Source organism: Komagataeibacter europaeus (assembly GCF_002173515.1).
Classification (GTDB): Bacteria; Pseudomonadota; Alphaproteobacteria; order Acetobacterales; family Acetobacteraceae; genus Komagataeibacter; species Komagataeibacter europaeus.
Genome location: NZ_CP021467.1, coordinates 1,732,775 through 1,746,553, shown reverse-complemented (window position 1 = coordinate 1,746,553; position 13,779 = coordinate 1,732,775). Strand labels below are relative to the sequence as shown.

The following is a 13,779-nucleotide window of genomic DNA, read 5'->3' as shown; positions in this document are numbered from 1 at the left end:
TCAAAAAAACTTCTTCATACAATCTGGTTACGCAACGGGCCGCCGGTTTCCAGCGCCCTGGTATTGTCCAGCAGGATATCCACGACATTGCGTTCATAGAACTGCGTCTCTCCCGCGACATGGCTGGTCATGACCAGGTTGGGCAGTTGCCAGAGCGGGGAAGTGGATGGCAGCGGTTCATCCGCATAGGTATCGAGGGCCGCGCCCGCGATGGCGTTCGTGCGCAGGGCGGCGATCAGGGCGCTTTCATCCACGACCCGCCCGCGCGCCACGTTGATCAGGCAGGCGTCGCGCTTCATGGCGGCAAAGGCGCGCTGGTTCATCAATCCTTCGGTCTGCGGGGTCAGGGGACAGGTCAGCACGATATGATCGGCCTGGCCCATGGCGGCATGCAGGTCGCTGGCCATGACCTGCGTAACACCCGGCACATCGAGCGGGCGGGAACTGTGGCGCATGCCCCTGACCTGCATGCCCAGCGCCAGACAGATCCGCGCCAGCCGGTCGCCAATGGTGCCCATGCCTATTATCAGCACCGTTTTGCCAGTCAGTTCCTGCAGGCGGGGGCGGTCGTCCATGCCAGTGCCCGACCAGTGGGCGCGGTGCTGGTTGTCCCGTGCCTCATACAGGCGGCGTGACAGGCTGAGCATCAGGGCGAGCGCATGTTCGGCAACCACGGCGGCATTTGCCCCACGTGCATTGCACAGGTGGATGTCGCGTGTCCTGATCTGTTCCAGGTCAAACTGCTCCACCCCGGAACTGATGGACTGTATCAGTTTCAGCCGAGGCGCGCGCTCCAGCAGGCTATCGCGCCATAACATGGATATCACCAGTATTTCCGCCTGCGGTATGATCTGTTCCAGTTGCGCGAATGTCCGGACCTGCACGCAGGGCGGACTGCCGGGGCGTTTTTCCAGTTCCGCGCGGATGTCGTAATATTCATGCGCGACATAGATGGTCTGGTTGGGGCTTTGTATCTGGCTCACGGCCACTATCCTCTCAGGGGATGGGAAATGGATGCACGCGCGGGTTCACTCCGCCCCATGCAGGCGCGCCACCCGGCAGGCCGCCAGATCCCATGCGGAACATCCGACGGATTTGAAGAAAACGGGCCTGCCATCAGTGGGCGCCCCGTCATCCAGTGCGCGCGACAGGGGGCTCACGGTGTTCCAGTCCACGCCAGCCTGATACAGGTCGCCTGCCTCGACCGGTGCGCCGATGGCGTCATCCACGTACAGCGCGCTGCCCGCTATGGTCGTCGGCCCGATTTCGACCATGTCGGTCCGGTAGGCGCCCACGCCGATGACCAGGCAGTCCGCGCGGGCAGGTTCATTATAAATGACCGATGTGCTGGCCGTGACGGTGATGACGACATCAAACGGTTCCTCCCGCGTGTCTTCCGCGCGCAGGGTGAGGGCAGGTGTCTGGTGCCGCATGCAGAAATCGCGTGCCCGTTGGGGTGTGCGCCCGCGAATGACGACGGTAATGCCGGGATACAGGGCGCATAGCGCCTGCAGGTGCGCCACTGCCTGCGTGCCGGTGCCAATGACCAGCACGCGCCGGACCGGGCCGCGCACCAGCGTGCGGATGCCCAGCATGCTGACCGCGGCGGTGCGGCGCATGGTGACGGTTGGCCCGTCAAGCGTGAACAGGAAGCGCCCGGTGCAGGCTTCGGCGCAGATGACCTGCCCCTGTATGGTTGGCAGGCCAAGGGCGGGATTGCCGCCAAACAGGGTCAGTAGTTTGGTGACCATGATATCCCGCCCGACCGATGGCATGGCCATCAGTGCGCCAGCATGGTCATGTGTGCGCACGGTTGTCCGTTCCGGGCACTGGATCTGGCCCCGTTCCAGTTCCTGCATGGCGAGCGCCAGCGCGTTGACCAGGGGGGAAAATGGCAGGAAGTCGCCCGTTTCCTGATCGGAATAAATTTTCATGCCCACCGTCCTGTCGGTATGGATATCTGACAATGGCTACGCCAATGCCGGTGACTGATTATTGTTGTTATCCTGTCGATCTTGTCCGGAATGTGCAACGACGTGCCCATGGCTGGCCCTTCTGTTCGCCTGCGGATGGCGCGGATTGCAGGCTCCTGCCCTGCATCTGTTGCCGTCGCGATATCGCGACCGCGCGGGAAGGGGGGGGCATAGACACGACGGCCGGTTTGCCCGGACCTTCATCACGGCACGATACCGTAACGTGCCTTCAGCATTTCATAAAAATTATCGCACGTAATGATAATGGGATTGCGTGAATATGAATCCGGCGTGGGGATCTGAAAGCGCCCGCTGCTTCAGATAGAATGAAATAAGTGTATTGCGATTTGTTCTCATTCGTGATTATGGTGTGCCCACATCATCGATTGGGATAGATAAATGTTTGTCTGCTCCTGCAATATGCTGACCGATACAGATGTGGAAACAGCCGCGCGTAACGGAGCCGTCCGGCCCAGGGAAGTTTACGAATCCAAGGGATGTCGCGCCCAGTGCGGTAACTGCGTGCCCGGCGTGGTGTGCCTGTTGCGCCAGATCGCCCGCCAGGGCCGCGCGAGCATTGCCGATACCATGAACAGGCACGCAGAAGTTCCGTCACAGGCCATGTAGGCCCGCCGGGTTGTCCCGCCTGCGTGGCCTGTGATGCGCCGATACGAAAAACGGCCCCGGTCATGCGACAGGGGCCGTGGTCTTGTGAAAATGGCAGGGATGCGTTCGCGTGACGGCGCGCCACGTGAACGCCGGAAAAGGATTCAGCGGCGGATGCTGCCCGGACGCAGGGTGGAAGGGGACGCCCCAAGCGCCAGCCGGATCACGACCCCCAGCATCAGGGTCACGGCGATATTGATGCCCAGCGCCAGCAGTCCGGTCGAAACGGATGCCGAAAAACCGGCAAACGCGACCGGATGCACCGGCTTCAGCCCATCAATCCAGCACAGCCCCAGTCCGGCAACCGATCCGATCACCCAGCCCGCGACCAGCGCGGGGGCGGGCAGGCGCAGTGGCAGCAGCCCCATGATCAACGCGGGGAAGGTCTGCAGGATGATGACACCGCCCAGCAGTTGCAGGTCGATGGCGAATCTGGCGTTCAGGAAGATCACGCAGCCCAGCGCGCCAACCTTGACCGCGAATCCGGCCACGCGCGAACCGGTTACCGAGTCGCTGCGGTGGGGCAGGATGTTATGCATGATCAGGTTGGCCGCCCCGATCGCCATGACGGAAGCCGGCACCAGCGCCCCCACGGCGATTGCGGCGAAACAGAACCCCGCGAACCATGGCGGGAAGATCGCAAGGAACAGTTGCGGCACCACCTGGGATGAGGAGGTGGTCACGATCCCCGCCGCATGCGCCATGAGCCCCAGCAGCGCGATCAGCCCCAGCACAATGGTATAGGCAGGCAGGAAAACCGCGTTCTGCCGGATCGTATCGGCCGATTTCGCAGCCAGGATCCCGGTCAGCGTATGGGGGTACAGGAAGGCGGCGAAGGCGGAGGACAGCGCAAGTGTTGCATAGGGCACCACCTGTCCCTGCGCCACGATATGGCCTTCCGGCACGCTGGGCAGGTGCCCGGCGGCAGAATGGAACATGGCGCCATACCCGCCAAGGTGGATCGGCACGATGATGACCGCCGCCAGCACCGCGATATAGATCATCACGTCCTTGATGAAGGCGGTCAGCGCGGGGGCATGCAGCCCGCCCAGCCACGTATAGGCGGCAAGGGAGACAAACGCGATCAGCAGCGGCAGCATGCCGGTGAAGCCAAGCGCCTCGATCACCGTGCGGATCCCGATCAGCTGCAGCGCGATATAGGGCAGTACGGCGACAAGCCCGCTGACCGCCACCATCAGTTCCAGCGTCCGGCTGCCAAAGCGCGCACGTACGATATCCGCGGCCGTGGCATGGCCACCATCACGCGCAATGGTCCATAGCCGGGGCATGACGGCGAAAATGAAGGGATAGACGATAATGGTGTACGGCAGCGCGAAGAAGCCAAACCCCCCGGTGGAATAGACCAGCGCCGGCACGGCAATGACCGTATAGGCGGTATAGAAATCCCCTCCCACCAGGAACCATGTGACCCAGGCGCCGAATTCACGCCCGCCCAGTCCCCATTCTTCCCCTTCGCTATGACTATTTGTGCGCGTGCGGCGATTCAGCAGCGGCCGCCACAGTCGCACCGTGCTGCCCAGCATGATGGTGGCGACGAAACACACGACGAATACGCTGATGGCGGCATTGCCAGGCAGGATTGACGTGTTCATGACTGACGATCCGTTTTCCATGCAATCCAGATCAGGACGGATGTGACCGGAACCCACGCGAACTGGTACCAGTAGAAGAACGGGAAGCCGAACAGCACCGGGTCATGCCGGTTGTACAACGGAACCCACAGGAGGCCCGCGAAGGGCAGGAGGAGGAATATGGTTTTTTTCATTTTGACCGTGACTTCTTGTTTTTTTGTGTGGCCGCAGGGGATGTTTCTGGAAACAGGGCATGGGTGTCAACATAATTGAGATGGTTTCAAAGTAATTTTGAAATTTTTAGGGATATATTTTGTAATTACGTTTTTATTATTGTGCGCTGCGCAATCTTTTTGTTGCATTGCACAACCACTGAACGTGCTTTGCCGGAGCGGGATTATCCGGAAATTTATTTAAAAAAAGAATAACTAATATAATTAAATGTAATATTTAAGGTGCCTCGTCACGGCCCGCTTCGCTCGCCTGGGATGAAAAAATTAATACAGAATGTTGTAATATAACAATTTTATTTAAAATTTCCCTGTTGGTCATGCCTGCCGCCATACCAGTGGCAGGCGGCAAGGAGCGCACGGGTCGCTAAAATAGTGATTGCCCGGGCTTGCCCGTGCCGGTTATTTTCAATGCCCGGACCTGCCAACAACAAACAATACTAATAGCGCGGTCGCCTGTTTTTTACCCTGTTCCGGATCAGGCGTCATTTCTGACAGACGGACGCGCGTAGGAACGAACAGACATGACCAAATGGGTATACAGCTTTGGAGATGGCCTGAACGAGGGACGCGCGGATATGCGCAACCTTCTAGGCGGCAAGGGTGCCAACCTGGCGGAGATGGCTGCAAACGGCCTGCCCGTACCGCCGGGCTTTACCATTACAACGGAAGTCTGTTCGGCCTTTTATGAAAACGGCCGGAAGTACCCTGCCGAGCTGGAGGCGCAGGTCGCCGCCGCCCTGCAGCGGGTCGAGCAATCGATGGGCCTGCGCTTTGGCGATGCGGATGCGCCGCTGCTGGTCTCGGTCCGTTCCGGCGCGCGCGTGTCCATGCCGGGCATGATGGATACCGTGCTGAACCTGGGCCTGAATGACGATACGGTGGAAGGGCTTGCCCGCTCTTCCGGTGACGCGCGTTTCGCATGGGACAGCTATCGCCGTTTCATCCAGATGTACGGCTCGGTCGTGATGGGCGTTCCGCATCACCATTTCGAGGACGTGCTGGAACAGTTCAAGCGCGCGAACCGCGTGGAAGATGATACGGCCGTCACGGCTGACCAGTGGCGCGCCATCGTGGTGGACTACCGCCATATCATCAGCACCCATGCCGGGACCGAATTCCCCACCAGCCCGCATGACCAGCTGTGGGGCGCCATTGGCGCGGTATTCGGTTCATGGATGAACCCGCGCGCCAATACGTACCGCAAGCTGCATGAAATCCCGGCTTCGTGGGGGACTGCGGTCAACGTGCAGTCCATGGTGTTCGGCAACATGGGCAATGACTGCGCCACCGGCGTATGCTTTACGCGCGATCCGTCCACGGGTGAGAACATTTTCTACGGTGAATACCTGATCAACGCGCAGGGCGAGGACGTGGTGGCGGGCATCCGCACCCCGCAGCCCATGGCCTGCGCCCGCGCCGAGGCCGGTCAGCACCCGATGGAAACCACGCTGCCCGAAGCCTATACCGAACTGCTGCGCGTGCGTTCGGTGCTGGAAACCCATTACAAGGACATGCAGGACATCGAATTCACCGTCCAGCGCAATGTCCTGTACATTCTCCAGACCCGTAACGGCAAGCGCACGGCCGCGGCCGCGCTGAAGATCGCCATCGACATGGCGCGCGAAGGGCTGATCACGCAGGAAGAAGCCATCCAGCGCGTCCCCGCCGCATCCCTTGACCAGCTGCTGCATCCCACGCTGGACCCCAAGGCCGAACGCGTACAGCTGACCCGTGGCCTTCCGGCCTCGCCCGGTGCCGCCGCTGGCGCCGTCGTGTTCACTGCGGAGGAATGCGAAGCGCGCGCGGCGAAGGGGGAGGACGTGATCCTCGTCCGGATCGAGACCTCGCCCGAGGACGTGCATGGCATGCATGCCGCCCGTGGCGTGCTGACCACCCGTGGCGGCATGACGTCGCATGCCGCCGTCGTCGCGCGTGGCATGGGCCGCGTGTGCGTGGCGGGCGCGGGCAGCATCCATGTCGATTACGCGGCGGGCACCATGACGGTCGGGTCGCATACCGTGGCGCAGGGTGAATGGATCACGCTCGATGGCGGGACGGGGGCGGTCTATCTTGGCCGTGTGCCGACCATCGAACCCACGCTGTCGGACGATTTCAATACGCTCATGGGCTGGGCGGACGCGGTGCGCCGGCTTGGTGTGCGGGCCAATGCCGAAACGCCGGACGATGCGCGGACTGCCCGCCGCTTCGGGGCGGAGGGGATTGGTCTGGCCCGTACGGAACATATGTTCTTTGGTCCCGACCGGATCGGTTTCGTGCGCCAGATGATCATTGCCGATGACGAAAGCGTGCGCCAGAAGGCCATTGCCGCCCTGCTGCCGTTCCAGCGCGATGATTTCGCCAGCCTGTTCCGCATCATGGCGGGTCTGCCGGTGACGGTGCGCCTGCTGGACCCGCCGCTGCATGAATTCCTGCCGCATGCCGAAGCCGAAATGGCCGAGGTTGCGCAGGCGCTGGGCAAAAGCGTGGACGACGTGCGCACGCGCTGTGCCGCGCTGGCTGAAACAAACCCGATGCTGGGCCACCGTGGCTGCCGCCTTGGTCTGACCAGCCCGGAAATCTATGCCATGCAGGTGCGCGCACTGATCCAGGCGGCGGTCATGGTAGAAAAGGAACTGGGCAAGCCCATCCGTCCTGAAATCATGATCCCGCTGGTAGCTACGCAGGCGGAACTGGCCACCACCCGCCGTGCCGCCGAAGATGAGATCGCACGCGTGCTGAAGGAGGAGGGCACGAACCTCAACTACGACATCGGCACCATGATCGAACTGCCCCGCGCGGCGCTGCAGGCGGACAAGATCGCGGAATATGCCGATTTCTTCTCGTTCGGGACAAACGACCTGACGCAGACGACATTCGGCCTGTCGCGCGATGATGCGGGATCGTTCCTGCCGTACTATGTCGACCACGGCCTGCTGCCGCGCGACCCGTTCGTGTCCATTGACCGTGATGGTGTGGGCGCGCTGGTCCGCCTGGGTGTGGAACGCGGGCGGCAGACATGCCCGGACCTGAAGCTGGGCATCTGTGGCGAACATGGCGGTGATCCGGATTCCATCGCCTTCTTTGATGAAGTCGGGCTGGATTACGTCTCGTGCTCGCCCTTCCGCGTGCCGGTGGCCCGCCTTGCCGCGGCACAGGCGGCGCTGGCCACACGGCAGAAGGCCGGGCAGGCTGCCTGAGGCAGGCCGAACGGACGCAACATAACCATTAAGGACGCCCCACCCGTGGTGGGGCGTCCTGTCAGGCAGGGCCATGGGCGAAGTTATCCTGCATCTTGTCTCCGAAGCGACAGGACAGGCGCTGGAGGCGGTCATGCGCGCCTGCAGCGCCCAGTTTCAGGGGGCGGCGTTTTCGCCACGTAACTGGAACCTGATCCGCACGCGCGTGCAGGTTGCGCGCGTGCTGGCCGGGATCGGGGATGAACCGGGACCGGTGCTGTCCTCGCTGACCTCACCAGACCTGCAGAACATGCTGCGCATGGGGTGCGCGCGCATGGGGGTGCAGGTCAAGAACATCCTGGATGGCACCATCCATTTCCTGGAACAGCAGACCGGGATCGTGGCCGAACGCCATCCCGGCGGCCAGTATGTGATGGATGATACCTACCGGCGGCGTATCGACGCGATGCAGTACGTCATTTCCCATGATGACGGACAGAAGACGACGGACCTGACCAAGGCGGATGTGGTTCTGGTGGGTGTGTCGCGCACTTCCAAGACGCCAACCTGTTTCTACCTTGCCAACCGTGGAATACGGGCGGCCAACATCCCGCTGGTGCCGCATGCGCCCCTGCCGGTAGCATTGCAGGATTTTCCCGGCCTGGTGGTGGGGTTGACTATCGACCCGTATACCTTGCTGGAAATCCGGCGTTCGCGCGTGGGGATGATGCTGCCCGGCCGTTCGATTGCAACTCCCGGCATGTCCGCCACCTCGGTCCGGCCTTACATCGATCCGCAGAGCGTGCAGGAAGAACTGCAATGGGCGCGGCGTCTGTGCACACGACATAAATGGCCGGTCATAAACGTGACCCATCGTTCGGTAGAGGAAACGGCCGCCGCCATTATCGACATGCTGGAGCATGATGGCGTGACCGGTACCTCACCGGATCTGGACTGGCCCGGACCGTAAGCTCGCGCGCCTTGGGTTGAACGTGCCATTCTGCGTGGCATGGGACTGCAATACAGCCTGCCGGATGTCATGGAATGTGGCGCGGCAGGCTGAACCGGGCCATGCCGTATGGTCCGCCAGTATTTCCGACAGAAATGATGGATGATCCGCGACATCCCGTGGGGATGCCGTGTCGCCTGCGCATCAATGGACGGGGCGGGCGTGCCTTGCGTCGTGATGTTTTCCCGCGCGCCCATGATGCGAGGTGTCGCAACATTGCAGGCGGCAGGCATTCCCTGGACTGGAATGCAGATATGCAGCAGGCTTTAACCAGATATGTGTAATATTCGAGTTTAGATGGCGGTTTAAATAATAATAAGAAATTATATAAATAATAAAAAAGTAATAATAGTAATAATGCAATAAATAATCATGCAATTTTTTGATAAGTGAAATGTGTTCATTCTATACAAAGGTGAATGATTAGGTGCTGTTTATTTCGTGCAGTGGACATGTGGGACAAAAAACGTACGATATGAGAAAGAGTTATTTATCAGGATATTCCTTACCACATTCGGGTCCATAGAGCTGAAGCATGTCCAAGACAGATCTCAAGCTGCTGATTATCCAGCCGTCGCATTACCGGTCCAAGACCGACCGGACCATTTTCAAGACCAAGCGACGGCAGATGGTACCACTCGCGCTGCCATACCTGGCCGCCCTGACGCCGCGGGAATGGACCGTCACCCTGCTGGATGAACAGCTTGAGGACATTGACTTCGACGTGCCGGTGGATGTGGTCGCGCTGTCGGCGTGGACACTGCATTCCCCACGCGCCTATGACATCGCGGCTGAATTCCGCCGCCGTGGGGTCAAGGTCATCATGGGTGGCCCGCATGCCTTCTTCTATGCCGATGAAGCCGCCGAACACTGCGATGCCGTGGGCGTGGGCGAAGCCGAACCGATCTGGAAGACCATGCTGGAGGACGCGGCCGGCGACCGGCTGCAGAAAATCTACCGCGCCGCCCCGCTGAAGGAACTCAACGACCTGCCGCCACCGCGGTACGACCTGCTGGACCTGAAGAAATTCGGTCCCTTCCGCACGTTCGCGGTGCAGTCCTCGCGCGGGTGTCCGTTCGTGTGTGATTTCTGTTCGGAACGTTTCTATCTTGGCGGGCGCTATCGCTGGCGGCCGGTGGACCAGATGGTGGCCGAACTGGAGCGGATCAAGAACAAGGGCAGCCACTTCTTCTTCGGGGAAAGTAATTTCGGCGGCAAGAAAAGCCGTGCGATGGAACTGATGGAAGGTCTGGTGCCGCTGAAGATCCGCTGGTCCACGCTGTGGTCATCCAATCTGTGCCTTGATACCAATTTCCTTGACCTGGCGCAGCGCAGTGGCGTGATGCATGTCAATATCGGCATCGAAAGCATTGATGAAGAAATGCTGCAGGGCATGAAGAAGGGCTGGAACAAGGCCAGCCGTTATGGCGAGATGTTTGACAACCTGCGCAAGCGCGACATCAGCTACTCGCTTAACTTCATCTTCGGGTATGATGATGAACATCCCGATGTCTACAATGCGACCCTGTCCTTTCTTGAGGCGCACAAGGTGCCCGCGGCCTATTTCAACATCCTGACCCCTACCAAGGGGACGGCCCTGTTCGAACGCATGAAAAAGGCCGGTCGCATCATCGACCCCGAGGACATCGACCGCTGGCCCGGGCAGGTCTGCCATATCTGGCCCAAGAACTGTACGCCCGGCCAGATGGAACAGCGCATCCAGACCATGTACCGCAAATTCTACAGCATGCGTTCCATGGTGCATCGCCTGCCGTTCCCCCGGACCCGGTCGGACATGTCTTCATGGATCCTGAACCTGACCGAACGTCGCATGGCCTTTTCATCCACGGGAAACAATGATTTTGATATCTATTGAATCCCGCCCGGCCAATTCAGGCCGGGCAGCAACAGGTTAGGGAAGTGACGGCATGCGCGGATCAATCGGAAGTATGCTGCTGGACCGGCTCCGGCATATCGGTGTTTCGCGCATTTATGGCGTCCCGGGGGATTACAACCTCGAATTCCTTGAACTGGTCGAACGCACGCCCGGCATTACGTTCATTGGCACCTGCAATGAGCTGAATGCCGCTTATGCGGCCGATGGCGATGCGCGGATGTCGGGTATCGGGGCCGTGCTGGTAACCTATGGCGTGGGGGACCTGTCCGCGCTGTCAGCCGTGGCGGGTGCGTGCGCGGAAGGCGTGCCGGTGGTGGTGATTTCCGGCATGCCGCCCCTGCACGCCATCGGATCACGCGCCTTGGTGCATCATACCCTGGCTGATGGCAATTACGATAACGTCATGGCCTGCTACCGTCAGTTTACTGTAGCCAGCGCCCGCCTGCGGCCTGAAACCGCAGTGATGGAAACCGATCGCATGCTGCACGCCGTGCAGACGCTGAAGCGCCCGGTATATATCCAGTTCCCTTCCGACATCTGTTACGTGGATGTTGATGCGCCGGCGCCGGTAGCGGCGGTTGCAAAACCGGATCCCGCCCTGCTGGCGCAGGCGGCAGGATGGATTGTGCAGCGTCTTGCGCAGGCACGCCAGCCCGTGGTGCTGGTGGATGGCATGGTGCGCCAGTACGGATTGCAGGATCTCGTGCTACGCCTGTGTACGCAGCGCGGCATTCCCTATGCCGCCCTGTCCACCGCGCGTACGCTGCTGCCGGAAACCGGGGCATTGTGGCTGGGTCCATATGGGGGGCATGCATCCGCCCCGGGTGTGGCGGATTATGTGAAGAACGCTGATTGCGTGATCGGCCTGGGTGTCCGGTTTGTCGATTCCACGTCGGGTTATTTTTCACAGGAACTGCAGCCCGGTGCGCTGATTGACGTGCAGCCGTTCAGCCTGACCTGTGACGGTAAAAACATGCAGGGCCTTGTCGCCGCCGACCTGCTTGATGCCGTGGCGCGGAAAATGGGGGACATGCCGCCCGCGTGTCCGACGCTGCCTGCATCGCCCGATCATGCCGCGCCGGCATTGCCTGATGCGCAGCCATGGGGGCAGGCGGCGTTCTGGCAACAGGTTGAAGCCTTCCTGCGGCCGGGCGACATCGTGGGGGCCGATAACGGTTCATCCATGGTGGCAATGCTGCATGCCCGCCTGCCTGCCGGGTGCAGCCTGCTGGTCCAGCCGGTCTGGGCCGCAATCGGTTATTCGCTGCCTGCAAGCCTTGGGGCATGCCTGGCCATGCCGGAGCGGCGGTATGTGCTGTTTATCGGCGACGGATCGTTCCAGATGACGGCGCAGGAACTGTCCACCCTGCTGCGGCACCGGTGCAATATCACGATCTTCCTGGTCAATAACGGTGGCTATACCATTGAACGGATGATCCTTGGCCCGCAGGCTGCCTATAACGACATTGCCAACTGGAATTATGCAGCCCTTCCCGCGGCGATGGGCGGTGATGCCGCTGCGGTGCTGTCGCTGAAGGCCGGTGACCGGGCGACACTGGATACCGCGCTGGCACAGGCGCGGCAGCATGAAGGACTCGCCTTTATCGAAGTCGGCTTTACCCCCATGGATGCCCCGGCCGGTCTGGAGGTGATGGGGCAGGCGGTGCGGCGGTACGATTATGGAATCGAAACCCCTGAATTGCCCTGACTGGCGGCGGACAGGTCATTTTTCGATTAATCGGGAATGACCTGTTTTTAGGCTGGACGGGAGGAGTAAGTCAGGTTATTGAAAATACGACTGTTTTTTCAGTGCGCCTCCAAGGCGGGGTTCGGGTGCCTCCCGTCTGGTCCGGCAGAAGGCGAAAAAGACCCAATCAACCTCACGAAATCGTGAAGTGAAGTGATTAAATTCTATGCACATGCATGGATTTTAATCTGCTTTATGATGCCGATGGCAGGCATGTAAAAGGGTTTGCCATTTTTTTTGGCATCTTCTTCCGTCTGTCCAAAATAAAGACCTGATGGCTTGTGGTCTTCTGAGTATTTGTTGGACAGTTATAATATTTTCATCATGTAATGATCGGTAAAACGCCCTAAGCGGGCATATGATTTCCATTGCGAGTATTTCGGTTCTGGTGTTCTTTCCGGCTTACCAACTCAACACCAAAGGAACTGAAACATGTTTATTGAAAACGTCAGCACCATGATTGCCCATTCCGTGAACGCCATGTCTTCCCTGACCATGGTTGCTTTCCTGCCCATGATCGCCGCCCTGATGGTTGCCACCATCGTGTCCGATCGCGCTGCCTGAGCCCGGGGGTTTCTGTCCTGATACCCCTGCAGCCGGAATTCCCACGTTAATGTGGGAATGGCCGGCGGCCAGCAGGTCATGATGAATAAGACGGGTCAGACGCTTCGGCGTCTTTTTTTATGCCTGTAGGATGGGGCTGGAACGCCCTTTTCTGCATGAAGGCATGATGATGGCCCTGATTGACGACCTGCTGCCCTGTTTTACGTTCACGGAACGCCACGCGCTGCGCATCCATGCCACGGGTGCAACCATTATGGATTGCGTCAGTCGTTATCGTGCCCAGGATGATCCCCTGATCCGTCTGGCCATCAGCCTGCGCGAAGGCCCTGCGCGCCTGCTGGGCCTGTCGCAGCGCAAGACACTGGATCTGGACGACTTCACACCGCTCGGCCGTGTGGGCGACCGGGAAATGGTCATGGGACTGGCCGGGGCGTTCTGGCGGATGGATTACGGACTGGTCGATATCGCATCGGTTGCGGATTTTCTGGCCTGCCGGCACAGGAATGTCTGCAGGCTGGTCATGGGTTTTACGGTCGGACCCGCTGCAACCGGGCAGTCCCTGCTGGTAACCGAGACACGGGTGTCCTGCCCCACGCCAGCCTTGCGGCGACGTTTCGCGCCGTACTGGTATATGATCCGGCCCGTAAGCGGCCTGATCCGCAAGCGTATGCTGGTCCGCATCCGGCAACGGGCCGAAGCCATGGAACAGGATGGGGCAGGACGCTGCGGATAGCGCGGCAGGCCACGTAATATTTTGAAAAAACATGTCACTGAAAGGCGGAAGAAACGTTTTCCGCCCTTTATGGCCATTGACGGGCGAAACCGCCCGGATGGGATGTGTCCGCGCAGGCTTGTAGGCAGCCCGGCATGGGTGTATCGGCGACAAAACGAAGCGTACGGAAGTGCGCTTTTTTATTTTTGT

General features: G+C 60.2%; 11 protein-coding genes. 7 read left to right on the top strand and 4 right to left on the bottom strand.

Translation table 11 applies throughout. The annotated features are described in order from the left end of the window. Positions 1–14 precede the first annotated feature (14 nt). Both S101446_RS08060 and S101446_RS08055 read right to left on the bottom strand, forming a co-directional pair. Entirely contained in the window at positions 15–983 is a 969-nt protein-coding gene (locus S101446_RS08060) for a D-2-hydroxyacid dehydrogenase (RefSeq protein WP_087608068.1), read from the bottom strand. Between the two features lie 45 nt (positions 984–1,028). Continuing rightward, a complete protein-coding gene (locus S101446_RS08055) occupies positions 1,029–1,934 on the bottom strand; it encodes a delta(1)-pyrroline-2-carboxylate reductase family protein (protein WP_087608067.1) in 906 nt (301 codons plus the stop codon). Positions 1,935–2,372: 438 nt separating this feature from the next. On the opposite strand from S101446_RS08055, the gene S101446_RS08050 reads away from it, so the two are divergent. Further along, a complete protein-coding gene (locus tag S101446_RS08050; protein WP_010506885.1) occupies positions 2,373–2,600 on the top strand; it encodes a (2Fe-2S)-binding protein in 228 nt (75 codons plus the stop codon). A 143-nt stretch (positions 2,601–2,743) separates the two neighbouring features. Here the strand turns inward: S101446_RS08050 and S101446_RS08045 are convergent, their stop codons facing one another. Then, positions 2,744–4,252: a sodium:solute symporter family protein gene (locus S101446_RS08045; RefSeq protein WP_087608066.1), complete on the bottom strand. Its 1,509-nt coding sequence runs from the start codon at positions 4,250–4,252 to the stop codon at positions 2,744–2,746. After that, the gene (locus S101446_RS08040; protein ID WP_087608065.1) at positions 4,249–4,425 is read right to left on the bottom strand and encodes a DUF3311 domain-containing protein; all 177 of its coding nucleotides are present in this window, start codon (positions 4,423–4,425) and stop codon (positions 4,249–4,251) included. Before S101446_RS08040 ends, S101446_RS08045 begins: the two co-directional genes overlap by 4 nt. Before the next feature lie 560 nt (positions 4,426–4,985). On the opposite strand from S101446_RS08040, the gene ppdK reads away from it, so the two are divergent. From ppdK to S101446_RS08010, 6 genes are all read left to right on the top strand, one after another. Further along, complete coding sequence (gene ppdK / locus S101446_RS08035; RefSeq protein ID WP_087608064.1) at positions 4,986–7,661, top strand: pyruvate, phosphate dikinase; 2,676 nt, start codon at positions 4,986–4,988, stop codon at positions 7,659–7,661. 73 nt (positions 7,662–7,734) lie between these two features. Next, complete coding sequence (locus S101446_RS08030; RefSeq protein ID WP_087608063.1) at positions 7,735–8,610, top strand: pyruvate, water dikinase regulatory protein; 876 nt, start codon at positions 7,735–7,737, stop codon at positions 8,608–8,610. A gap of 574 nt (positions 8,611–9,184) precedes the next feature. After that, positions 9,185–10,525 (top strand): B12-binding domain-containing radical SAM protein, encoded by a 1,341-nt coding sequence (locus S101446_RS08020; RefSeq protein WP_019084613.1) that lies wholly within the window; start codon positions 9,185–9,187, stop codon positions 10,523–10,525. A 52-nt stretch (positions 10,526–10,577) separates the two neighbouring features. Then, positions 10,578–12,254, top strand: coding sequence for an alpha-keto acid decarboxylase family protein (locus S101446_RS08015; protein WP_244184110.1), 1,677 nt, complete (start codon positions 10,578–10,580; stop codon positions 12,252–12,254). 471 nt (positions 12,255–12,725) lie between these two features. Next, positions 12,726–12,857 (top strand): hypothetical protein, encoded by a 132-nt coding sequence (locus S101446_RS18615; RefSeq protein WP_010506875.1) that lies wholly within the window; start codon positions 12,726–12,728, stop codon positions 12,855–12,857. Between the two features lie 130 nt (positions 12,858–12,987). Continuing rightward, complete coding sequence (locus S101446_RS08010; protein ID WP_087608060.1) at positions 12,988–13,590, top strand: hypothetical protein; 603 nt, start codon at positions 12,988–12,990, stop codon at positions 13,588–13,590. Positions 13,591–13,779: the final 189 nt, after the last annotated feature.